Raw genomic sequence first — 23,770 nt, forward strand, 5'->3', positions numbered from 1 at the left:
AAATTTAAGTTCAAATTAATTTCAAAATAAATTTTTAGAGTAATATTTTATTAAATGCTTGTTATATATAATTACGCGTTAAAAATGCTAATTTAATTTACCGCGATAGCATCAAAATGAGTTTTTATTCATAAGTTTTTACTGCAGGAGTTTAAAAACCATAAAATTCTAAAATTTGATTAGAATTTTAGGAATTTAATAAATTCTACAAAGCAAGTCATAGCTAAAATTCCAAGCTAAATTATCTGCAAAATTTTGCTTGGAATTTTAGAGCATAAATCAAACCTTCGCGAATTTTTAAACCGCCGCGAATTTTTAAAAGGTCTAACGAAATTTCATAAAATCTAATAAATTCCAAAAGTTATAAGAAATTTTTCAAAAAATACGGGCGAAAGAATTTTCAAAATTCTAGTTATTCACCCGTCCGTATCCTGCGAAGCGGTTCGACGCTAGGCAGCTTATGCGGTCTTTGCCACAGCGCACGATGTAGCTATTTTCCATCTTTTGCCCCGCTACATGGACGTTTTTCTTATTTAAATTTACGAAGTCCGCTTGATTTCTACCGCGAGTATTGTGGACAAATTTCACGCGACCGTCGGCATAGATCTCGCGCACGATACCGATATGGCTGATCTCGTTATTGACCTTGCCTTTGTTAGAGTGCAAAGTGTTTTGAAAAAACACCAAATCCCCCACTCGCGGCGTATTGCTGAGTAAATTTCTACGGCTGTAATAATTATATATTGCTTGGGATTTGCGTCCGTTTGTGAAGTATTTCGGCAGATCTTTTGAGTTAAAAAATAGATCATCGTATTTATCATTTAGCACGGTAATAAATCCGCTGCAGTCTCCTCCTGCGCGAGTGCCAGTGTAATCGTCTACAGATGCGATTAGCGGGCGGTTAAACTCGCTTCCCGGCACCGAAGTTATTCCTTCTTCATGATCGTTTAAGACATACGCTTGCTGGCTGCCGGCAGACGGGACCTTTGAGGAGCAACCGACCAGCAAAAACGCACCCAAAGCGCAGATAATTAGTTGTTTCATATAAAAAATCCTTATAAAATTATGTAACGGTTAAATTTAGGCGTAATTTTAGCGCCTGGCGGTAACAAAATGGTAACTTTAAAGCTAAATTCTGTATAATTATTTAAATTTTACACGGAGAAATCATGCATTATCTACGAATTAACGGAGGCAAAAAACTAAGCGGCAGCGTCAAAATAAGCGGCGCAAAAAACGCAGCACTGCCGCTCATAGCTCTATCTATCTTTTCAAAAAACGAAGTCGTAATTAAAAATTTACCCGCAGTTTCCGATATCCACACGCTAATTCAGCTACTTTCAAATTTAGGCGCAAAGTGCGAGTTCCTTGACTCCAACACCGCTAAAATCGATCCGCGCGAGATAAACTCGACTAAGGCGATCTACGATATAGTGCGTAAAATGCGCGCTTCGATCTTGGTGCTGGGGCCGCTTTTAGCGCGGTTTAGACACTGCGAGGTAAGCCTTCCGGGGGGCTGCGCGATCGGCGCAAGACCGATCGATCTACACCTTAGCGCGCTTGAAAAGATGGGCGCGGAGGTTAAGATCGAGCAAGGTTACGTCGTTTGCACCGCAAAAAAGGGGCTTAAGGGCGCGACTATAAATTTTGACAAAATTACCGTCACCGGCACCGAAAATATCGTAATGGCGGCGGCTTTAGCAAGCGGTACCACGCATATCATAAACGCGGCGAAAGAGCCCGAAGTAATCGCCGTTTGCAACGCATTAAAAAGCGCAGGCATCGACATAGAGGGCATCGGCACAAACGAAATCCTCATCAAAGGAAGCGGCGGCGAGCTTTTAAGCTTGGATGAAATTTCGATCATTCCCGATCGCATCGAGGCGGGCACCTATCTGTGCGCAGGCGCAATCACGGGCTCCCGCATCACGATCACGCACGCTTGCGCGGCTCATCTTGGCGCCGTGCTTGCAAAATTTGAAGATATGGGCTTTAAATTCGAAATTTCAAGCGGCAGCGACGAGATAACGATCCTGCCCGCCTCAAAGATCAAACCCGTAGAGATCATCACGAGCGAATATCCGGGCTTTCCTACCGATATGCAGGCGCAGTTTATGGCACTGGCGTGTGTAGCCACGGGCGTCAGCACTATCGACGAGAGGCTTTTTGAAAACCGCTTCATGCACGTTAGCGAACTCTCGAGAATGGGCGCGGATATCCGTTTAAACGGACACATCGCGACGATCAGCGGCGGCAAGCTAAACGGCGCGGACGTTATGGCGACCGATCTGCGCGCTAGTTCGGCTCTCGTTTTAGCCGCCCTTGCGGCGCGCGGCGAGAGCAAAATACATAGAATTTACCATCTAGATCGTGGATATGAGAGGCTGGAAGCTAAGCTTGGTGCGCTTGGCGCGGGCATACAGAGGCTGGAGGAATGAAGACTTCGGAATAAAATCTTGCGCAAGCAAGTGATGCGGAATTTTACGCGAAACGCATTTTAAAATGCCACGCTACGTAAGAGCCACGTAAATTCTATCAGCAGCAATGCATTTAAAACCGCTAAAACTAAATGTGGCGGAATTTTAAAAGCGAATCTTGGTAGAATTTCAAGGATGAGTCCCTTAAGAATTTAAGTAGCAAGCTTTGGTAAGATTTGATGAACGAGCCTTGGAGGAATTCTTTAAGCGCATGCGGGCGGAATTCCTACGGCAAGCTCACGGAATTTTACTAGTGATACGTTCTGAAATTTTAAGCAATGCTCGCATTAAAATAAGGCAATTGAGCCCGTAAAATTTCGCGTATTTATTTGGGTAAAATTTTGCTTTGCAAGCTTCGGCGCAACATAAAATTTAAGGCCACGCGAAGTATTAACTGTGCGAATTTTAAATGTAAAAAATGATAAAAAGGACTTAAAATGATAGGAATAAATGAGGCTATAGATTTGGCTACGGCTAGAATCACATCAAGCGGGCGGAGTGAAAAGGTACCTCTTCCCAGCGCTCTAGACCGCATCCTTTCTAGCGATATTTCTGCGATTAAAAACCTGCCCTGCTTCGATAATTCGGCGCTTGACGGCTATGCCTACGCGGCGGGCTTCAAAGACGAAGAGCTAAAGATCGTAGAGCCTACGATTTTTGCAGGAGACGAAAAATTTTATGAAATCAAGGCTGCGCAGGCGCAAAAGATAATGACTGGCGCGCCAATGCCTGCGGGCGCGGACTCTGTCGCGAGGCTAGAGGATGTAGACGTGCAAGGTGGAACTCTAAAAATCCCTGCTTCCGTTCATGCCCACGACGGCTTTCGTAAAAAAGGCGAGGAGGTGCGCGCGGGCGAGCTTTTATTGCGCCGTGGCGAAATTTTAAACCCTGCCAAAATCATGCTTCTTGCCGCGCAAGGAATTTACGAAGTAAGCGTTTACGCGCGTCCTAAAATCGCCCTATTTTCCAGCGGAAACGAGCTAAAAGAGCCGTGGCAGAGCGCAAGCGAGCGCGAAATTTATAACGCCAACTCTAGTGGTATTGCTGCATTGCTGCAAAAATACGGCTTTGAAAACGAGTATTTAGGGATTTTAAAGGATGACTTTAGCGAGGTGTGCGAGGCGCTAGACGCTGCTACGCGTAAATTTGACGTGCTAATTACCAGTGGGGGAGCAAGTGCCGGGGAGGCGGATTTTATGCAAAGCGCTATGAGTGAACTTGGATTTTTGCAGGTTTTCGATCACATTGATATCAAGCCCGGCCGCCCCAGCAAGTGCTTCGCAAAAGACGGCAAATTCGTCTTTGCAATGGCAGGCAATCCAATGGCTGCTTTCGTGCTTACGCGCGCAGTCATACTGCCGATCCTATTTAAGCTTAGCGGCGCAAGCGAGGCTTTTAGCGCAGAAGCGGCGATCTATGCCAAGCTCGCAAGCGATCTGAAGCTAAAAAGCGGCAGAGTAAATTTAACCGTAGGCGCATATGAAGGCGGAGTTTTTACGCCTATGCCGTCGCCTTCTGGGCGCATCAGACCGCTGGCTGCGGCATCGCATTTTTTCTTGGCTGATCCCGAATGCGACAAAGTTCGCGCTGGAGAAATCGTAAAAATTTATGAAATTTAAGCGAGAAATTATTGACAAATGAAAATTTATAGGCTACAATCGCGCTTTATTTTTACCGCATGCGGGAATAGCTCAGTGGTAGAGCGCAACCTTGCCATGGTTGATGTCGCGAGTTCGACTCTCGTTTCCCGCTCCATCTTAACTTCAAATTTTAAAATTCCTTCCGTTCCACTCGTTTTTGAAGCACAAAATTTCGATATGAAAGCCTTGAAATGAAAATTTTAGTTTGCGTAAGCGGCGCCAGTTTCTGCGAGATCGGACTTGATCTGCTTAAATTTCTTGCCAGCTCGCCGCATGAAATCCACGCCGTGCTTACGCAGGGCGCGCGGCGCGTCCTGCGCGCCGAAAGCGGCATAGACGCGGGCGAGGCTTTAAAATCCGCGGAATTTAGGAGCGTAAAATTCTATCCCGACGACGATCTGGGCGCGCCGCCCGCTTCGGGCTCATTCGGCATTGACGCCACAATCTTTGCGCCCTGTTCTATTGGCTCTTTGGCTAAAATTTACGGCGGGCTTTGCGACAGCTTAAGCACCCGCGCCGCTGCAGTCGCGTTAAAAGAGCACAAGCGGCTGGTTCTTGGCGTACGTGAGATGCCGCTTTCTGCGATCAGCCTGCGTCAGATGAGTGAGCTAGCCGCACTCGGCGTCATCATCGCTCCGCCCGTGATCGCAGGCTACTGCGGCGTGCAAAATTTAAAAAATTTCATAATCGGCAAGTGGTGCGACGCGCTGGGCGTGCAAAACGAGCTATTTAAAAGGTGGCAATAATGCAAAACTCAAGAAAATGTATCTATCCGGGCACTTTCGATCCTATCACGAACGGCCATTTGGACGTCATCAAGCGCGCGCTGGGGCTTTTTGATGAAGTCATCGTCGCAGTCGCGCTAAACGAGAGCAAAAAGCCCTACTTCAGCCTAAAATCCAGACTAGAGATGGCGCGAGCCGCGACGCGCGGGCTTCGCGGCATAAGTGTGCAAAGCTTTGATAATCTGCTCGTGGATTTTGCTAAATCTTGCGGTGTGCGCTTCGTAATCCGCGGGCTTCGCGCGGTTAGCGACTTTGAGTACGAGCTGCAGATCGGCTATGCAAACGCCTCGCTATGGGAGGAATTTGAGAGCGTGTATTTGATGCCGACGCTCAAAAACGCCTTCATCTCAAGCTCGATCGTCCGCTCCGTTTTAAGCCACGGCGGCGATGTTTCGCACCTGGTGCCAAGCGAAATTTTAAAATTTTTAAAAAAATGAGCTTGCAAGCGACTGAAATTTAGCCCGCAGGCGCGGCTAAATTTAAAATTTGAAGCTGCATGGGAGATAAAATGAACGAAGCAATGGATGAGATAGAAAGACTGCGAACGTTTTTAAAAAGCGTGAGAGATGAATACAAAGCCTTAAATAAAATAGCCGAAGCGCAGGCCATAAGCAGGCGCTGGGCGTCGGGTAGCTATATCAATTTAGAGCCCTTTTATTTCGAATATAACCGCTTCTCAAAGACGAGCGGTGAACTATAGTCAAACAAACTTTAAATCTTTTATTTCGAATATAACCGCTTCTCAAAGGGCAAAATTTTAAAAGCTAAACCGAAAAAGATCGTAAACGCCTACGAATACGGCTTTGACGCGCAAGACCGCGTCGTTTTTGAAAGACAACATGACGGCAAAAAACATTTCTTTGAAAGCCTTTATTTTTGGGGGCGGGACGAAGTTTTAAAATATCATTTCGGTTGCTACAATAAAAGATGCGTAGGATGCTTCAATATAAAAAGATTTATCTATGAAAATGGCGAGCTAAAGTCCATCTACTCGGCCTTTGACAATAACGCCTATGGGATAGAAAATTTTACTTACGAAGGCGGCAAACTCGCACAAAGACGGAAGTATGTAGAGCACTCTCGCGCAGGCAGAAGGAATAACGTAACAAACTATGAATTTGACGCAATGGGCGAGCTAAGCTTAATAACCGAAAATGGTTATGTGCGCTATCAAAAGCCTGATAAGGATATGAGCTATAAAAAGCTCTATGAGCTCGCCGCGCAAAGACTACTGCCCGCGATTAAAGAGACGATCAAAAAGCATGCGTCAGACTGCAAGCTCTACTGCATAAATTTAGCTTGCGACAATAGGAGTTTGCCGCCAATTATCGGATTCGGATCGCAAGCACAGCGCGCACAGTGGCTTGCACGAAAGGATGGCTGGCTTCTTTGGCTCGTTCCTGATTACGAGTTTCGAGCCGAGGTCGAAGCAGACTACGAAACGACGAAAATTTTCGATCTTTTCAATCAGGAAACGCAACTAAACGATAAATATGCGCAGGCTAAAAAGCTTATTTGGGGGTGCGTGAAGCAGCTTAAAGCAGATCTTGGCGAATTTGCGCTCGATATGACGGAGGATTTTACGATCACGGCTACCGATTGCGATCTTGGCAATCTGCAGAAAAATTTCATAGCGATAAATCCCAAGCTAGCGTAAAAGGATAAAATTTAAAATTTCATCTTTCGGCGCACAGGACGAGCTTTGCGCCTTCGCTCATTGCGGCAAAATTTCATGATCTGCGGCGGCTAAAAATTTTATCGGCGCCACGATTTTATATTTTGTCATCGCACGCGGCGTCCGCCCGTCGCCGCATCTATTGCGTTATCGGACAATATGCCATGCTTTATACGGCGCTCGATGCCTTCCAGACGCGCTATCTGTTTTTACTAAAAAACATACGATACCTCGCACCGCCTTCTTCACCGACGCGCCGCCTTTCGTTTATCTAGCGCCCGTTGTTCTGCCGGGCGCATACCCCGCTCCGTTTCCACCTCGCATGACGCGCGCCATGTCCCGTCTAACGCCCTTCTCCGCTCGGTACGCGCCCCTTAAGCGCAAATTTACTCGCTCACTGTTATGCGGCTCATCCGTCCGAGCGCTAAAATTTAACCGCGAGCCGTGCTGCAAAAAGCAGGAGCCGAGCAACGAAGCGCCCGATAAAATTTTACGCCGAAAGATCAAAATCGGCTTGCACAAGCTCGCGCAGAAGCCCGATTTGGAGGCGAAATTTAGCGTCCGGCTATTTAAAAAAGCCGCTATTTAGCTATAAATTTGTAAAATAGCGCACAAATTTAAAGGCGAAAAATGTATGTAATATTCGAAGGTATCGACGGCGTGGGCAAAAGCACGCAGATAGCGCGACTGGCGGCGACTTTCCCGCAGGCGATCGTGACCAAGGAGCCGGGCGGTACGAAGCTCGGCGAGGCGGTGCGAAGCCTCGTTTTGGGAGAGGATTTTAAGTGGCCGCGCGGCAACGTAAATCTGCGCGAGGCCTGCGGCGAAATTTCAAAGCGCGCCGAGCTGCTTTTGTTTCTCGCAGACCGCGCCGAGCACTACGAGCGCGTGATAAAGGGCAGCGCGGACAGGCTCGTGCTAAGCGATCGCGGCTTCATCTCGGGGCTTGCCTATGCGCTGGCAAACGACGAAAACGCGGATCTTAACGAACTCATCGCGCTTAATAAATTTGCGCTGGGGGGCAAATTTGCAGATAAAATCGTGCTATTTTCGGCGGACGAACAGCTCGTCAAAAAACGGCTTAAAACGCGCGCTAGTAGCGATATAATCGAGGCTCGCGGGCTAAAATACCTAATGCGCGTGCAGGAGCTGATGGCGCGGGCATGCAGGGCGTGTGGCGTTGAGACCCTAAAAATCGACGCCGCACAATCCGAAGAAGCGATCTGCGATCAGATAAGAAATTTTATACTTTCTTGAAATTTTAAGGCGTGGAATTTTGCCGCGGGAAAGAATTTCTGGGCTCTGCCGTGAAATTTTAGCTATGTAATTTCGCCCATAAAATTTCATCTTCGAATTTCGTTTATGGAATTTTACTGGCGTGGTTCTAGGTAAAATTTCATGGGCGGAATTTGTTTTATAATTTCGCAGCAAAATTTCGCCACAGAATTCTGTCTTAAAATTCCGCCGCAGACCAAAAAGCGCGAAATTTCATAAGCGAAATCCCGCGCGGAATTTTTATACGCGGATTGCAGGCGGAATTCCGCTTAAGCTTTAGATTGAAAGGATAATGATGAAGACGTTAAAGTTCGTTTTACGCAAGGTTTTTAAATTTATATTTCTATTTTGGGTGGTCATAAGCTCGCTTTTGGGTAGCTATATTATCGCGGATAAATTTTTCGGCCGCACCGTCGTGGCCTGGACGCTCATCCGCGATTTTAGCAGCGCTTCGCTGGATCTTAAGGATTTTAGCATCAGCGCTAGCTTAAGAGCTACCGCTATCGGCGGACGATTATGGCGCGATGATCGCGAGCCGAAGCCCGACTTCTCGGACGATAATTCCACCGGCGCCCCATATGAACTAAGTATAAAATTTGACCACGTGAGCGCGCCTGGAATCGTGCTGAAAAATATCAAACTCGAGCAAGTGCAAAGCGGGCGCATCGTGTTTGAAAAGGATGAGCTAGAGGTGCCGCTAGAAATGGGCTACAGCGGTTACAAAAGCGGCATATTAGAGATACCGGGTCTTGATTCTACGCATGTCAGACACAGACTGAGCGCCGAAATATGCGTGTCTGGGGGCGCTTGCACAAACTTCGTGCATTATTTCTTGCCGTACAGACATGTAGAGGGTACAGCGGCTCTGCGGGGTATTTTTTAGCCGCGAAAGATTCGGCGTGAAATTTTAAAACATAAAATTTATGGCGGCATGAGTTAATTTGGCGGAATAAACGAGTAAATTATCAATGCCCGCAGCATAGCGATATGATTTATTTGCAAGATAGAATTTTACCGCTCGCCGTATTTGTGGAAAACAAAATTTCAAAATTTCGCGGCGCATAAAATTTATAGCGCAGCGTGAAATTCTACCCGGCAAAAATTTATGCCCTATTCCGGCACCGATAAATAAATCTGCTAACAAATCCCGAGAGGCGACAATCTATAAAATGATAAATTTACAATGCAGCGATTGGGTATAAAATTTTAAAATTACCGGCAAAAATATCATAATTAAAAAAGCGCGTTACATATTATAAAATGCGCTTTATTATCATTCGCCCTTTTATAATTTTCAGTATTTTTGCTAGCCGTTTCAAAAACGCTTTGCAAAATTTAGGCTATATTAAAGCTTAAAATACGCCTATTACGCATTTCTTGACTATTCAAAATTTTTTACTTCTTAAAAATCAAAATTTTAGCCATTTAAAATTTATACTTGAATTTAAACTGCAATTTAATTAAACATTAAAAATCTTTGTATTATTATTCGCCGCGTTAATAATCAATTCTATAATCATTAAGTAAGGAAATATGAATGTTTAGAAGATTCTCTCTCTCTCTCTCTCTATGCCTCGCTGCTCTTTTATGGCTCGCTTTACGCGGAAGACCAGGCAAATTCGCAAGAATTAGGAACCATCCAGGTAACGGGCAATGTCGATTCGCAAAGCGTAGCCGAGCAAAAGGTCGGCGAAACTAAAACTACCGCGCAGACTATCAAGAAGCAGCAGATCACTGATAGCAGAGACTTGGTGCGATACCAAACGGGTATCACGGCGGTCGAAACGGGTAGATTCGGCGCTAGCGGATATGCCGTTCGCGGCGTGGACGAAAACCGTGTGGCTATCACGGTGGACGGGCTTCGTCAAGCGGAAACTTTAAGCTCGCAAGGCTTTAAAGACCTCTTTGAGGGGTATGGAAATTTTAACAACACAAGAAACGGCGTAGAGATGGAAAATGTCAAAACGGCCAATATCACCAAAGGAGCCGACTCTATAAAAGCAGGAAGCGGTGCACTCGGCGGATCGGTTATGTTTGAAACCAAAGACGCTAGGGATTTCTTGACAGAAAAGAATTACCATTTCGGCTTTAAGCAGGGCTATCAAAGCGTCGATAGTCAAAATTTCCACTTCTTTACCGGTGCGGCTAGATACGGCTGGTTTGATCTTTTGGTTATAAATACCGATAGACACGGACATGAAAGAAAAAACTATTTCTACGACATATATGATAGTAAAGAGGATAAACTTCACATAGGTAAAACTCGCGAAAAGGCGGACCCATACACCATAACCAAAAAAAGCACGCTCGTAAAGGTAGGGTTTCAGCCGGGCGATGAGAATAGATTTTCGGTCGCGATAGATGACTCGAAGCAAAATTCTGACGGCGAGGATCTTTCTTATACGTTAAGAATGGGTAGCCGTCCAGATGCTCCAGAACGATATGGAAATAGGACAAACCACGATAGCTCTACCAGAAGAAATGTACAGCTCGGCTATGAAAATTTTAGCGAGACGCCATTTTGGGATCACGTTAAAATTTCATACTCAAAGCAGAGTATTAAAAACCGTGCGATAAATAAAGAAGGCTGCCAAGGAAGCGCCTGCCAGCAAACACAAAATCCATCGGGAATGCATTTAGACTCGAGCTCCGGCACACATAATCTAGTAGATAAAAATAATAGACCTATAAGCGTCGATCCTGGGGATGTAGCAGAGGAAGCTTATATCGTAAGAGATGGTTCGGGTAATGTACTTAGGCTTAACGACGATTATAAAGCACATCTTGGATCCGCACTTGACCTGTGGGGAGAAGTTTATCATTCAACTTATGTGGATTGCTCTAAAATAGATTGCAATAAAAAATTTAAAGTATTAAAAGAAACATTCGACGGAGATACTTATAATTATAATTATGAGCTCGTAGAAAGAGAGATCGAAAAACATACCCTTGCCGACGGAAGAACTTACGGAACCATAAAAAGAGATTCTAGCGATGCAGATGATGGAACAAAATACCATAAATTATCTTTTTTAACTCCAGGAAAGGACGGCTATAATTCCATACAATATACCGATAGGACGCTGGATACCGAAACGCAACAATTAAATTTGGATTTTGAGAAAGAGCTTAGCCTATTTAACATCATCGATAATTCCATATCATACGGCGGACTTTTAGATAAGACCGATAAATCGATGACGAACAAAGACGGGTTTTATGCAGGCGATTCACAATGGTGGGATAGTATATTTTTCGGTAATGTAAATAATGTGCCAAATCCAGATTGGCATATGAATGGCAATCTAAGAAGCAATACTACGGCGGTTAACACCTATCTGATCCCGGTACAAACTACGACTACGGCAAGCTATATCGGGGATGAAATTCAAATAACTAAATATGTAGGCTTTGATCTTGGCTATCGCTACGACAAGGTAAAACATAAACCGAAATATACCGGCTATCCCGAAGTGCCCAGAGGCATCATAACCGGTTTGTGGGTGCCGTATCCTTACAACCCCTATGACGGAATACATGGTTACTACACTCCTTATGGAGAGGAAAATTATCAGCAAAATTTAAAATTCCTGCTAAGAGAGAAGGAATACAAAAGCGGCTCATATAAACTAGGTCTAAATTTAGACCCACTGGATTGGATGAGAATACAGCTAAAAAGTTCTAAGGGTTTCCGCGCTCCGACATCAGACGAAGCGTATATGACTTTTAAGCATCCGGACTTTTCTATCCGTCCTAATATATTTTTAGAACCAGAAATCGCAAGGACGAAAGAGATCGCTCTTACCTTTTATAGCGAGAGAAGCCGCATAACTTTTGATGTTTTTAAGACGGATTATAAAAATTTTATCGATCTTGAATTTTTGGGAAATTTACAAGTCGTAGATCAACAGATACCGTATCCGTTTTATCAAAACGTAAACCGAGATAGCGCCAAAGTACATGGATTTGAGATAAATACCCATCTGGAGCTCGGCGATGTATCGGAGAGCCTGGAGGGATTTAGGCTGGGATATAAATACAGCAGACAAAAGGGCAGAATGTCGTGCGCCAGCAACGGCTCAAACGCCAATGATTCAAACTCCGGATGTAGCAGGGGCGAAGAGGTGCCGATGAATGCGATCCAACCGCCTACTTCCGTCTATAATATCGGCTATTCCACGCCCGGCGACAAATATGGTATTGATCTTTTCATCACCGACGTAGGAGCCAAGAAGCGCAAAGATACCTACAATATGTATTGGAAGAGCCAAATCGAAAGAGATGATCCAACCTGGGGGCATATCGATGCTTCCATAGTAAACGGAGAGCCCGTAACCGATAATACCAAAGGTTGGCGAAGCAGCAATTATACGGTAGTGGATGTTATCGCCTATGCGAAGCCGCAAAAAAATTTCAACTTCGGCCTAGGCGTTTACAATCTAACCAACGCCAAATATATCACTTGGGATAGCGCGCGCTCGATCAGGGCTTTCGGAACGGTCAATATGATCGATCAAGCGACAGGTGCTGGTATCGGCAGATTTTACGCGCCGCGCAGAAATTTTAGATTTAACTGGGAGATAACGTTTTAAATCGTCGCTTATTGGGTCGATTGCTTAGACTCTAGTGTGTAAATTTAAATTTATCCGAAATTCCCGGCTCAAACGAGCTTTAGTTTGTTTGAGCTTCCGCCGGCTTTAAAATAAACGGCGAGCGATCAAAGGCTTAGGAGCACGGGAATTTTAAAAATGTAAAATTTGCAGCGGTATGGTTTTTTTGCGTAGCGGAATTTTGCCGCTTGCCGTATTTGTGCGAAACGAAATTTCAAAATTTCTAGGCGCATAAAATTTATAGCGCAGTGCAGAATTCTGCTATGTAAAATTTAAAGCGACGTAATTATGAAATTCCACGCTGTGTATTTATGCGGCGGAGTAGCGCTATTTTTTATGACGCTTGCGCCATGATGAGAGTTTTTGCATGTAGGTAGAGCAAACCAGATACGAACACACGAATGCGAGCACTAAACAAGAAAAGAAATAATCCCCAAAGCCCAAAATATCGCAAATATAAAGCAATACCGCAAGCGCGATGATAAAAACGGCAGTAAAAAGCATAAGGAATATAGCAAAGTAGGTGCATGTCAAAAATATCCGTGTCAAACGAGGTGCGCGCCTTTCAATAGCGCGGACGATTGCATAAACGTATGCCAGAATTATCATCGCAACGAGCGCGAGCCCCGCGCAAGTGTAGAAAAAATCGCCTAGGTTTGGGAATACGTCTTTTGCGGACGTAAAATAGATCGCGTAAAATACCGTCGTGACGAAAAAAATCAGACCGAACGTAATCAAAATATCCCAAGCTAAAGATAGCGTGCGCTTCGCGGCATCCAACGAGCTCAACGCAAAATCGCGGGCATATTCCAAAGGCGTTCTCCGGCGCTCGACTTCCAAGGCGACGAGGCTGCCTAGATATCCTTGCTTGCAGTATTTTACGCGCACCAAATCGCCCTGCTTAAACGAGAACGACCTGCAACGCATACGAAAGCGAACGCCGCCTATCTCAAAAAGCACGAGCGTCTCGATCTCCTGCCTAAGGATGCGGACGTGCAAGTTTTCTATCCTGCCTTCGATACAGGGCTGCTTATTTCGCATAATCCTCCAAAATTAAGTTAAATTTAGCGCCGCTTACTAGGCGCTTTGTTTGCTCGGCGCTAGAAAAACCCGCTCATCCTTCCCGCAAAGCTCTACGGCGCGACGGAATTCTACGCGGCAAAATTCCGCGACTCCGAATTTTGTGCGGCAAGATGGACTAATCGCGAGCTTGATTTTGAAATTTTCACTAAATTCCGCCGCGCTTATCGGCGGCAAATTTAATACGGTTAGCTTTACGAGCGCGGTTTGCACCGCATACTAAACAAACATGTTTAAATTTAAGATCATAAAATTTAAAAATCGCCAGATATTAAATTACAAGCCGAAAATTTAAATATAGAACTCAAATTCTATCGCGCGCAGATACAGCTTTGAGATCTTAGTAAAATTTTACCCTTTAAATTTACGCGCAATTTTCGTCGTATATAAATTTTAGCGCGATTTTGGAAGTATTTTTCTTAGACGTATTTTACCAGGCAGTTTTAAGCGCAAATCCAGCGCAGTGCAACTTTTTGCTTGCGTAAAATTTTAACGCAAGCAAAGCCGATTAAATTTGACCTCGAAATTTTAACGATGTTTTAGCGCACAAGTCTCGTTTTGTTCTAGTGATTCAAATTTCAGCCAAAAGCTGCTACGCACAAAATCAAAATTTCGTTCAGTTCGCGTTTGAGCTAAAATTTACAAAATTTTAAAGCTAGCGCAGTCCGAATTTCAATGCACCTAAAATGAATTTAAACGTTAAATCTAAAATGCATCACATCGCCGTCTTGCACGACGTAGTCCTTGCCCTCAAGGCGCATTTTGCCCGCTTCTTTCGCCCTACTCTCGCCGCCGCACGCGATAAAATCATCAAATCCGATCACCTCGGCTCTGATAAACCCGCGCTCAAAGTCGTTGTGGATCACGCTCGCGGCCTTCGGAGCCTTCCAGCCCTTCGTGATCGTCCACGCGCGCACCTCCATCTCGCCTGCGGTAAAGTAGCTGATGAGGCTGAGCTTCGCAAAGGAGCGCTTGATTATGAGCTCCAGCCCGCTTTGCTGCGCGCCCAGGCTTTGCAGCATCTCGTGCGTCTCCTCGTCGCTTAGCCCTATGAGCTCCTCTTCGATCTTGGCGCAGAGCTTGATCACTTCGGCGCCGCGAGCACTCGCGTATTCTCTTACGCGCGCGACATATTCGTTATCCTGCGCGATGCCGTCTTCGTCCACATTTGCGCCGTAGATTACATCTTTGGCGCTAAGCAGGCGCAGCTCGCGATTTAAAGCGATGTAGCTTTCATCCTCTTTGAGCGCGAAATTTGAAGCGGGCTTACCGTCGTTTAGATGCGCTAAAAGCTCGTTTGCCACGGCTAGCGCCTCTTTAGCGCCCTTTTGGTTTGCTTTGGCTTCCTTGCTGAGACGCTCGATCTTGCGGCCAAGCTGCTCGATGTCCGCTAAAATCAGCTCGGTTTCGATGATCTCGATGTCGCGGATAGGATCGACGCAGCCTTCGACGTGGGTTATGTCGCCGCTTTCGAAGCAGCGCACGATATGAAGGATGATCTCGCACTCGCGGATATTTGAAAGAAATTTATTCCCCAGCCCCTCGCCCTTGCTAGCTCCGCGCACGAGACCCGCGATATCTACAAACTCAATAGTCGAATGCACGATGCGACCGGGCTTAACGATCTCCGCCAGCTTCCCTAATCTGGCATCGGGTACGGGCACGACCGCTTTATTGGGCTCGATCGTGCAAAATGGATAGTTTTGCGCCTGCGCGTTTTGCGCGCCGCTAAGCGCGTTAAAGGTGGTGGATTTACCGACGTTCGGAAGCCCTACGATCCCTACTGACAGCCCCATCTACGCGTCCTTCAGCTCTTTGGCTAGAGCCTGCAAAAAATATAAGTTTGCTCTCACGCCCGCGCCCGTCGCGCCCGCTGCGTAATAGCCCCACGCCTTTTCCAGATACGCAGGCCCTGCGATATCAAGGTGCAGCCACTTGTCTTTATACTCGTCTTTGATAAATTTATCCAAAAATAGTCCCGCGGTTATCGCGCCGCCGTATCTGCTGGAAGCGCAGTTGGAGACGTCCGCGATACTGCTTTTGATTAGCTCGCGCAGATAATCGTTAAATTCCAAAATGCTAAATAGCTCGCCGCTTGATCCGCTAAGATCTTTAAATTTATGCTTTAGCTCCTCGCTATTTCCCATTATGCCGCTAGTGTATTCGCCCAAGCCCACGACGCAAGCACCGGTTAGCGTCGCCATATCGATTAGCAGATCGGGGGCAAGATCCTGCGCGTAGCTTAGGCAGTCGGCAAGCACGAGCCGCCCCTCCGCGTCGGTGTTTCGCACCTCGATACTTACGCCGCTGCGGCTAAGCAGCACGTCGTCGGGTTTATACGAATCGCCGCCGATCATATTTTCAGTAGCGCCGATAACCGCGTGTATCTCAAACGGTAGCTCAAGCTCGGCAGCGCCCTTGATGATACCCATCGCAGCAAGTGCGCCGCTTTTATCGCTTTTCATCGTAAGCATATAATCGGCAGGCTTCAGACTTAGCCCGCCGCTGTCGTAAGTAAGCCCTTTGCCCACGAAAACGATGCGCTTTAGGCAGCGCTGCGGCTTATAGATCAGATGAATTAGGCGCGGCGGATGAGCGCTAGAGCGATTGACCGCCAAAAACGCATTCATATTCTGCTCGCGCAAAAAGTCCTCGTCGTAAATTTTAACGCTCACGTCGTCGTAGTTCGAGGCTAAAATTTCAGCCTCGCTCGCCATCTTTTCGGGCGTGTAAATTTCAGGGATCTCATTGACGCCGTCGCGCGCGAAATTTGCGGCGTTTGCCATCACGATGCCCTGCTGCACGCCGTAGTTCATCTTTTGCACGTCGGGGCTACCGCCGCCGTACTCCTGCGTAGAGATTAAAATTTCATTCAAGCTGGAGTTTTTTTTATCGCTTTTGTATTTGTTAAACTCATAACCGCCCAAAAGCACGCCCTCGACCATCGCCATCGTACTTCTGCGGTCGCATCCGCATTTGTAAAAGGCGATTTTGAAATTTTTGATCGCGTAGCCCTTAAGCGCATTGTATGCGCTCGCAAGTGCTGTGCGGACGCGGTCATATTCTAGCGCCTTGACGCCGATGTACAGCCGCCCGCTCTCGGCAAGAAGAAGATTGCCCTCGCCTTTGTAATTAAAAAGCGCAAACTTATCCGCATCTTTAATAAATTCGTGGTTTAAATTTTTATCTACGACCAAAATAACTTCAAAATCCGCCTCTATCTCGTTAATTTTACGATCTAGCAGTTTTACTTTCATCTCGTTCCTTTCGTGAGTTCATAAAGTGATTTTCCATACGTTTAAATAACCTAAAAAATAGATATAAAATTCCGCCTATGATAGGTATCGCAAAATACCAGTGTTGCTCGATTAGCCGCAGCCCGCTCCAGATCTCCTCGCCGAAATACCACGCCAAAACCATCGTCGCACCCGACCAGCACCAAGCGCTAAAAAGATTGATAATCGCAAATTTCTTTGCGCTGTAGCGAGTGATACCTATACTCATCGGGATGATGACGCGGAAGCCATACATATAGCGCTGCATTAAAATTATCGGCCAGCCGTAGCGTTGCAAAAGCAGGTGCGCGATCGCAAATTTTCGGCGCTGTGCCGCGAGCTTTTTACTGATATATTTTTTATTGTAGCGACCGATATAAAAATAAAACTGATCGCCGCAAAATGCCCCAAGGCCCGCGACAAAGATACCTAGCGGCAAATTTATGTGCCCCTCGTGCGCCATGATACCGCCCAAAATCAGTGCGATTTCGCCTTCTAAAATACACCAAACAAAAAGCACGATATAGGCGTATTGGTGGTATTCTTGTAATAAATTTTTAAGTAGCTCTTCCAAAATCACGCCTCTAAAACGCAATAAACATTTGTGCGTCGCGAAAACTCGCCTAGATCGTTTAACTCGCGCAAATTTAGCAAAAAGCAGGCTTCAACGCACTTAGCCTGCGTCTGCGCGATGAGATCTAATGCCGCTCGTGCGGTGCCTCCGGTGGCGATAAGATCGTCGATTAGCAACACCTTGGCATCTTGCACGCCGGAGAATGCATCCACATGCATCTCGACCTGATCGAAGCCGTATTCAAGGCTGTATTTTTGCGAAATCGTGATATAAGGAAGCTTCTTTGGCTTTCTAATTGGCACAAAAGCAACCCTCAACCTCGCAGCAAGTGCCGCTGCAAAAATAAATCCGCGACTTTCTATGCCTACTATGTAATCAAGTCCGTAATCAGCGTAGCGCTCGGCTAGATGATCAAGCAGGAAATTAAACGCCTCGCGATCGCCTACGAGCGTCGTGATATCGTAAAACAAAATACCGGGCTTTGGGAAGTCGCGCACGGTGCGGATCGAGCGAAATAAATAGCTTTTTTGCTCGCTGCTTAGATTTTTCATAGCTTACCTCTTTTCAATCTTGCGTTTTGGATTTTTAAGCTACAGTTTTCGCTCTCCTCATTTTGCAGGGCCTCAATGCCGAAGCGAAGGGCAGTTTTGAGCTTTTCATTATCGCTTTTAAGCTTTGAAATTCTTTCTTCGCTCTTGCGAAGCAAAGCATAAATTTTAGAATTTTTTCGGATCGATAGAATAAGTAGCGCTGCAAAAAATAGCGCTAAAACGCCTAATGCTACGCTCATTGCTCGCCTCCTTCATTTGGATTTGCAAAGCGCATAGTAGCGGAGGTTGCGCTAAAATAGGCAGAATTTAAGCTTTTAAAATCTATGCTAGAAAGATTTCCTTCCTTTAAATTTACGCTCGTAATAGCAAAATTCGCATCTTTTAAACCTGCGCTAGCGCAATTTATATTTTCTGGCTTAACGCTCATGTAAATGAAATTTGTAGCCTTGAAATTTATAATTGCTGGGTTCAAACCGACAAAATCTTTGCGGCTAGCTTTTTGAGCGAAATTTTTCTCACAAACGCTCTCGCGCGTAAAATTTAACGTAGAATTTGCGCTAGTGGAATTTTTATCTAATGGATTTTTCCCATCAAAGATTATCTTTGCGTACGTAGAATTTAAATCTATATGACGTGCACCGCAAAAGCCTATCAAGGAATTCTCGCCGGTAAAAAAGGAATTTTTATCGTTAAAGCTCCGTGCAAAATTTGACGCAGAATCCATGCCGATGGGATTTTTGCAAGAAGGGATTTCGCCTACGAAGCTTAATTTAGAATTCCGCCCATTTAAATTAGCGCCACAGTTTTGTTCTGCAAAATTTTGAGCGGAATTCTGCATGAAATTCTCCCCGTCAAATCCAAGCATGCAATTCGCACTACCGCAAGCGCCTAGCTTTGCGACGCGCTTAATGTGCCTACCGCCCGCAAAATCGGTACTAAAAAATGCCTTAATCATATCTTCAATCACCAGCGCGCCCATTAATCGCTCGCCGAAGGCTAGAACGTTGGCGTCGTTGTGCTCTCTAGCTAGTCTAGCGCTCGTTGCGTCATGACACAACGCGCAGCGGATGTGAGCGTGGCGATTTGCGGCGATGCTGATACCGATGCCCGTACCGCAAATCAAAACGCCGTAAATGCCGTAGTCGGTGGAATTTAAAATTTTATCTTTGCTCGCGTTTGCGGCAGCTATGCTTGCGCAGGCAGTCGTATTTGCGTCCGCATCAAAATTCTTGCCGTCGCCGCTCTTGACGGCGTTAAAATTTTTATCTTTCTCGCCGTGCTGCGCGGTAGTGCTAAAATTCCCGCTACCGTTTATACTCGCGCTGGAATTTTCGCTGCCGCCCGCTTCGGAATTTTCCGTGGCTGCAGCGGAATTTATGCCGTCGTTTTCTTTAAAATTTTCGCTCCGCGCGCAGGCTTCGCACTCGGCTAAAATTTTATCCGCCAACGTGTCCGCAAAATCGGGATAGTCCACGCTCGCTTCGGCACTATGAGTGCCAAGGTCGACCGCTTCGTAACCTAAAGCGGCAAGCGCTTTTTTAGCTTGTTCTTTGGCACGAAAGCCCGCATGATCGCTCGCTATGAAAATTTTATTTATTTGCATTACCGCTCCTTATTTTTGCTCATAGATTAGGCTCTCATCGTTTTGCAAGGTATCGACGAAACGCCCGATTCGCTCCCAGCGGATCTTGCGATCGGCGTCAATACTAAAATAGGTAAACCATGGCTTGCCGACGATCAGACGATAAGGTACCGGACCCCAGAAGCGGCTATCGGCGGAATTATTTCGATTATCGCCTATCATAAAATACTCATCCTGTGGCACTTTGATGTAAAAGGCATTGAAGCTTATCCCCGCAGCTTCGAAGCTGTGAGGAATTTCGCTTAGACTAATGGGCTTCATAGAAAATTCACCCTTCTCAAGTGCAATTTTGACATTTGTTAGCATCGAGTTTCTAGCATTAGGGTCGTAGTGAATGCCCTTAAATTTATACGGCTCTTTGACATATTTTTCGCCACCCAAAATCACAATGTCGCGAGCATCATAGTTTGCGGCAATGAACTCGTCGCCTTCATGCGGACGAAGGTAGAAATTATTCAGATCAAATATCACCTCGTCGCCGCCTACGGCAAAATTTCGCTTTACAAAGTGCATTTTTTCATTAAGCGGGTAGCGAAAAACCACGATGTCGCCGCGCTTCGGACCCTCGCCACGGATGATATGCCCGTCGCCGTCGCTGTCCGGAGCTACCTGCCACTCTACAAAGGGAATATGTGGAGTCGGGATGCCGTAGCTAAATTTTTTAACGAATAAAAAATCACCCTCCAAAAGCGTAGTGCGCATCGATCCGCTAGGGATCACGAAGGCTTGCGCAACAAAAAGAATGACGAATAAAACGACGATGACCGTCCCCGTCCAACTCGATAAAAATTTGTAAATTTTACTTAGTATTTTCATTTAGGCTCTTTGTCTTAAGCGATTTTTCGCCGATTTTATCGTGTTGCTCAAAAGCATCGCAATCGTCATCGGTCCCACGCCTCCGGGTACGGGCGTAATAAACGAGCATTTTGGCGCGACGGCGTCAAAATCGACGTCGCCTCTTAGCTTGCCATCCTCGCCGCGATTGATCCCCACGTCGATTACCACCGCACCCTCTTTTACCATATCTGTGCTCACAAAATGCGCCCTACCGATCGCCGCGACCAAAATATCGGCATCTGCGCAAAGCCGCTTTAAATTTTTCGTCTTACTATGAGCGATAGTGACGGTAGCGTCGGCATTTAGCAGCAGGCTCGCCATCGGCTTTCCGACGATATTGCTGCGGCCCAGCACGACGGCGTTTTTGCCCGCGATCTGCACGCCGTATTCCTCAAGCAGGCGCATCACGCCAAGCGGAGTGCAAGGCACAAAACCGTCCGCAAGCCCGCTAGTAAGCTTGCCTACGTTTATCGCGCTAAATCCATCCACGTCCTTTTGTGGGCTTATTTTTTCTAAAATTTTATTCGTATCAATGTGCTTCGGAAGCGGCAGCTGCACCAAGATGCCGTCGATGCTTTCGTCCTCGTTTAAATTTTTTATCAGTTCTAAAAGCGCCGCCTCGCTCACGTCGGAGCTCAAGCGGTGCGCTACGGAGCGGATTCTGCAGGCGGCACAGGCTTTTTCCTTGCTCGCGACATAGGTCTTACTCGCCGCATCCTCGCCCACCAAAATCACCGCCAGCGCGGGCTCTACGCCCTTTGCAGCAAGATCCGAAGCGGCCGATTTGATCTCATCTTTTACCTTCGCGCTTATGCTTTTGCCGTCGATTAAAGTCATTTAAAGCCTTTTTGAGAAATAGGGAATGTTACCCTAAAATTTATAAAATTTAGATTTATTTCGCGGATTTTATGGGAATTTGAAAGAATTTTAAAAAGAATTTCGTCCTAAATTTAAGCCTATTTAAACCAGCCTAAATTTTCATCATCATATACGGATAGACACTTTGGGCGGTTACGTTCAGGCTGAGACGCTGCTAAGGCTTGTATTGCGGAATGAAGCCTTGTTTGAGCGAGAACTACGATGTTTCCATTTGCTCGCCATTAAACGCCTCGTATCGACGCCCGCTGCGCAATATACGCATTATGCGTAATAGTAGCCTGTATAATGGTAGCCGGGTGCCTTATTTTGCTCTGGCTCTGGGGCATCTTGCGGTCCGCTCATAGAGCAGCCGCACAGAAACAGCGTCACGCACAGCAATAAAACGATCTTTTTCACCATAAATCCTTTCAAAATTTTTATGATTTCATCCTTGGCTGATTGTAAAATTTTACAAAATTTAGAAAAGCGCTCATAAAAATTTTATCCCCTTTGAAATTTAAAATTTTGAATAAATTTAAACGACCAAATTTATCAAATTTAGGCTTTGCGCGGGTTGCGATCTCGCGCAAAGAGCGTAGCTCTAAGGGCGCTAATAGTATTTGTGCGACATTTAATACAGCGCAAACTCGCGACGTGCAAGATCGCGCAGCCTCTGTCCCGCTCGCCGAAATAGCGCGCTAATACACTGCTAAATACAACCACGCCGCTTTGGAATTTTAAAATTTCGCCGAATTTTTAAAGCGCCGCGCTTAAATTTACTCGTTGCGCAGTGTTTGCAGCACGTCGATCTGCGTGGCTTTTTTGGCCGGGTACCACGACGAAAGCGCCACGATAAGCACCGCGCCGATTAAAATCATCGCCAAATCGCCTAGCGAGAGCTCCATTGGCAACTTTGAGCTTCCGTAAACGTCGGCGGGTAGATTTACGATGTCGAAGCTTCCGAGCAGCCACACGCCGAACAAGCCCAAAATCAGCCCGAATATGATGCCGCCGCCGCCGATCGTGGCTCCGAGCGCGAAAAAGGTCCTTTTGACCTCCTTTTTGCTGGCTCCCAGACTAAGTAAAAGCGCGATCTCTTGGCGACGGTTCATCACGGTCATCAGAAGCGAACTTACGATATTTAGGCTCGCAACCAGGATTATTAGCATCAGCACGATGAAAAGCGCGCGCTTTTCAAGCGCAAGGGCGCTGAAAAAATTGCCGTTTTGCTGCCACCAGCCCACGGCGCTAGCGCCGCTAGGAAGACTTTTTTTGATGCGCTCCAGATCCTTAAACGGATCGTTTGAAAAAACATGCACGCCGTCGAAAGTCCCCTCGTCGTAGCCTAAAATTTTGGCTAGATCGCTTGCGTCCGCGTAAGAATACGCCTTGTCGTAGGCGATCAGCCCCGAGCTGAAATCCGCGCGCACGTCAAAGCGTTTCATCTTAGGGATCAGCGCAAAGCCGCCCGGATCGCTTTTCGTAAAGATCATCGTGATCTTACTGCCCTCATCCAGCATAAACTCGTCCTTGATCCCGCGCCCTATCATGATGCCGTAGTCCGTTAGATTGGCGTCTTTGGCGCCTGCTGCGACGACGGAGTTGATGCGCTTTTCGTCGTTTAAATTTACGCCGAAAATCAGTCCGCCCTCGAGCTTCTCGCCGCTTTTGGCGATGACTTGCGAGCTGATGTAAGGACTAAAGATCAGATCAGGGAAGTCCACCCGCAGTCCCTCCACGTCGTCTTTTGAAATGCCGCCGCGAAAGTGGCTGTGGATCGTGATCGGGTAGTTCATCGTAAAGAGCTTGCGCTCGAATTCCTTATCGAAGCCGTTCATTATCGCCATCGCGACGATCAGCACCGTAAGCCCCACGCCCACGCCCAAGAACGCAAGCAGCGCCGAAAGCGTAATGAAGGGCTGAGAGCGGTCGAATCTGAGATATTTGAATAATAAATACTTTACCAAAAAGCCGTCCTTGTAAAATTTCACATAAAATTTAGCGCTAAATTCTATGTGAAATTTTAAGTATTTAGGAATTTTAAAATTCCAAAAACAGATTTCACCCCCTGGAATACTAAGTTTTAAATAAATAGAATTTTACCTAGGTGTGAACTATAATTTTAAACACTCTTAAAATATTTCAAATCCCAACGGGACAAAATTGAAGTTAAATTTAAAGATAGTGGAAGATGAGCTTTAACTCCCAACGGGATAGAATTCTACTCTATTGCTTCTTGCACTTTGCTTGATTGGTAGCCGGTTTAAACCTCAGCGAGTTTTGAAAATTTAAAATCGCGCCGCAATCTCTTATACGCAATGAAATTCGCCCCCAAGATATCCGATACGGCAAATCAAACATATCGTCTTGCCAAAACCTCGAAATTTTAAACCCGAATTCTAAATTTTAAAATTTCAAACGCCTCAAAATTTTAAAATTTTAGAAATTTCAAATCTTTTAGAATTTTGAAATTCTTAAAAATTTAAAGGCG

The 23,770-nt window shown here is 45.9% G+C and carries 21 protein-coding genes, 1 tRNA gene and 2 pseudogenes; 11 read left to right on the forward strand and 13 right to left on the reverse strand.

Annotated elements, in window-relative coordinates:
* Positions 1 to 408 precede the first annotated feature (408 nt).
* A complete protein-coding gene (locus Q0101_RS00835) occupies positions 409 to 1,044 on the reverse strand; it encodes an NlpC/P60 family protein (RefSeq protein WP_297941491.1) in 636 nt (211 codons plus the stop codon).
* Positions 1,045 to 1,169: 125 nt separating this feature from the next.
* Between Q0101_RS00835 and murA the strand changes: the two genes are divergently transcribed.
* The 10 genes from murA to Q0101_RS00885 all read left to right on the forward strand — a co-directional run bounded on the left by murA (position 1,170) and on the right by Q0101_RS00885 (position 12,444).
* The gene (gene murA, locus Q0101_RS00840) at positions 1,170 to 2,438 is read left to right on the forward strand and encodes a UDP-N-acetylglucosamine 1-carboxyvinyltransferase (protein WP_297941492.1); all 1,269 of its coding nucleotides are present in this window, start codon (positions 1,170 to 1,172) and stop codon (positions 2,436 to 2,438) included.
* Between the two features lie 476 nt (positions 2,439 to 2,914).
* Positions 2,915 to 4,096, forward strand: coding sequence for a molybdopterin molybdotransferase MoeA (locus tag Q0101_RS00845; RefSeq protein WP_297941493.1), 1,182 nt, complete (start codon positions 2,915 to 2,917; stop codon positions 4,094 to 4,096).
* A 61-nt stretch (positions 4,097 to 4,157) separates the two neighbouring features.
* Positions 4,158 to 4,232: transfer RNA gene (locus Q0101_RS00850), tRNA-Gly, on the forward strand.
* 76 nt (positions 4,233 to 4,308) lie between these two features.
* Positions 4,309 to 4,863 carry a UbiX family flavin prenyltransferase gene (locus Q0101_RS00855; protein WP_297941494.1) on the forward strand — a complete coding sequence of 185 codons (555 nt, stop codon included), beginning with the start codon at positions 4,309 to 4,311 and terminating at the stop codon, positions 4,861 to 4,863.
* The gene (coaD, locus tag Q0101_RS00860) at positions 4,863 to 5,339 is read left to right on the forward strand and encodes a pantetheine-phosphate adenylyltransferase (RefSeq protein ID WP_297882749.1); all 477 of its coding nucleotides are present in this window, start codon (positions 4,863 to 4,865) and stop codon (positions 5,337 to 5,339) included. The genes Q0101_RS00855 and coaD overlap by 1 nt, the downstream gene beginning before the upstream one ends.
* A gap of 71 nt (positions 5,340 to 5,410) precedes the next feature.
* On the forward strand, positions 5,411 to 5,602 hold the full coding sequence (locus Q0101_RS00865; protein ID WP_297941495.1) for a hypothetical protein: 192 nt from the start codon (positions 5,411 to 5,413) through the stop codon (positions 5,600 to 5,602).
* A 426-nt stretch (positions 5,603 to 6,028) separates the two neighbouring features.
* On the forward strand, positions 6,029 to 6,559 hold the full coding sequence (locus tag Q0101_RS00870) for a hypothetical protein (protein WP_297941496.1): 531 nt from the start codon (positions 6,029 to 6,031) through the stop codon (positions 6,557 to 6,559).
* 648 nt (positions 6,560 to 7,207) lie between these two features.
* Entirely contained in the window at positions 7,208 to 7,834 is a 627-nt protein-coding gene (tmk, locus tag Q0101_RS00875) for a dTMP kinase (protein WP_297941498.1), read from the forward strand.
* A gap of 313 nt (positions 7,835 to 8,147) precedes the next feature.
* Positions 8,148 to 8,735, forward strand: coding sequence for a hypothetical protein (locus Q0101_RS00880; protein ID WP_297941499.1), 588 nt, complete (start codon positions 8,148 to 8,150; stop codon positions 8,733 to 8,735).
* Positions 8,736 to 9,429: 694 nt separating this feature from the next.
* Positions 9,430 to 12,444 carry a TonB-dependent hemoglobin/transferrin/lactoferrin family receptor gene (locus Q0101_RS00885; RefSeq protein ID WP_297941534.1) on the forward strand — a complete coding sequence of 1,005 codons (3,015 nt, stop codon included), beginning with the start codon at positions 9,430 to 9,432 and terminating at the stop codon, positions 12,442 to 12,444.
* Between the two features lie 345 nt (positions 12,445 to 12,789).
* On the opposite strand, the gene Q0101_RS00890 is transcribed toward Q0101_RS00885, so the two are convergent.
* Positions 12,790 to 13,503: a hypothetical protein gene (locus Q0101_RS00890; protein ID WP_297941500.1), complete on the reverse strand. Its 714-nt coding sequence runs from the start codon at positions 13,501 to 13,503 to the stop codon at positions 12,790 to 12,792.
* A 49-nt stretch (positions 13,504 to 13,552) separates the two neighbouring features.
* Here Q0101_RS00890 and Q0101_RS00895 point away from each other — a divergent pair, with 49 nt between their 5' ends.
* A complete protein-coding gene (locus Q0101_RS00895) occupies positions 13,553 to 13,765 on the forward strand; it encodes a hypothetical protein (protein WP_297941501.1) in 213 nt (70 codons plus the stop codon).
* Between the two features lie 469 nt (positions 13,766 to 14,234).
* Here the strand turns inward: Q0101_RS00895 and ychF are convergent, their stop codons facing one another.
* The 11 genes and pseudogenes from ychF to Q0101_RS00950 all read right to left on the reverse strand — a co-directional run bounded on the left by ychF (position 14,235) and on the right by Q0101_RS00950 (position 23,246).
* The gene (gene ychF, locus Q0101_RS00900) at positions 14,235 to 15,338 is read right to left on the reverse strand and encodes a redox-regulated ATPase YchF (RefSeq protein WP_297941502.1); all 1,104 of its coding nucleotides are present in this window, start codon (positions 15,336 to 15,338) and stop codon (positions 14,235 to 14,237) included.
* Positions 15,339 to 16,799, reverse strand: a complete 1,461-nt coding sequence (locus Q0101_RS00905; RefSeq protein WP_297941503.1) for a leucyl aminopeptidase — start codon at positions 16,797 to 16,799, stop codon at positions 15,339 to 15,341.
* On the reverse strand, positions 16,774 to 17,391 hold the full coding sequence (locus tag Q0101_RS00910) for a DedA family protein (protein ID WP_177388946.1): 618 nt from the start codon (positions 17,389 to 17,391) through the stop codon (positions 16,774 to 16,776). The genes Q0101_RS00905 and Q0101_RS00910 overlap by 26 nt, the downstream gene beginning before the upstream one ends.
* A 2-nt stretch (positions 17,392 to 17,393) precedes the next feature.
* A complete protein-coding gene (locus Q0101_RS00915; RefSeq protein WP_297941505.1) occupies positions 17,394 to 17,942 on the reverse strand; it encodes an adenine phosphoribosyltransferase in 549 nt (182 codons plus the stop codon).
* A complete protein-coding gene (locus Q0101_RS00920; RefSeq protein ID WP_177388948.1) occupies positions 17,939 to 18,181 on the reverse strand; it encodes a hypothetical protein in 243 nt (80 codons plus the stop codon). Before Q0101_RS00920 ends, Q0101_RS00915 begins: the two co-directional genes overlap by 4 nt.
* A 650-nt stretch (positions 18,182 to 18,831) precedes the next feature.
* Positions 18,832 to 19,074, reverse strand: a pseudogene (locus tag Q0101_RS00925) (RpiB/LacA/LacB family sugar-phosphate isomerase); the annotation flags it as partial.
* A gap of 306 nt (positions 19,075 to 19,380) precedes the next feature.
* A pseudogene (locus Q0101_RS00930) lies at positions 19,381 to 19,545 on the reverse strand (RpiB/LacA/LacB family sugar-phosphate isomerase); the annotation flags it as partial.
* 9 nt (positions 19,546 to 19,554) lie between these two features.
* Positions 19,555 to 20,400 carry a signal peptidase I gene (lepB, locus tag Q0101_RS00935; RefSeq protein WP_291937048.1) on the reverse strand — a complete coding sequence of 282 codons (846 nt, stop codon included), beginning with the start codon at positions 20,398 to 20,400 and terminating at the stop codon, positions 19,555 to 19,557.
* Complete coding sequence (folD, locus tag Q0101_RS00940; protein ID WP_297941506.1) at positions 20,401 to 21,258, reverse strand: bifunctional methylenetetrahydrofolate dehydrogenase/methenyltetrahydrofolate cyclohydrolase FolD; 858 nt, start codon at positions 21,256 to 21,258, stop codon at positions 20,401 to 20,403.
* A 303-nt stretch (positions 21,259 to 21,561) separates the two neighbouring features.
* Positions 21,562 to 21,696 (reverse strand): hypothetical protein, encoded by a 135-nt coding sequence (locus Q0101_RS00945; protein ID WP_297941507.1) that lies wholly within the window; start codon positions 21,694 to 21,696, stop codon positions 21,562 to 21,564.
* 359 nt (positions 21,697 to 22,055) lie between these two features.
* Positions 22,056 to 23,246: an ABC transporter permease gene (locus Q0101_RS00950; RefSeq protein ID WP_297941508.1), complete on the reverse strand. Its 1,191-nt coding sequence runs from the start codon at positions 23,244 to 23,246 to the stop codon at positions 22,056 to 22,058.
* Positions 23,247 to 23,770 lie beyond the last annotated feature (524 nt).

The sequence above is a fragment of the uncultured Campylobacter sp. genome (genome assembly GCF_937921625.1).
Taxonomy (GTDB): Bacteria; Campylobacterota; Campylobacteria; order Campylobacterales; family Campylobacteraceae; genus Campylobacter_B.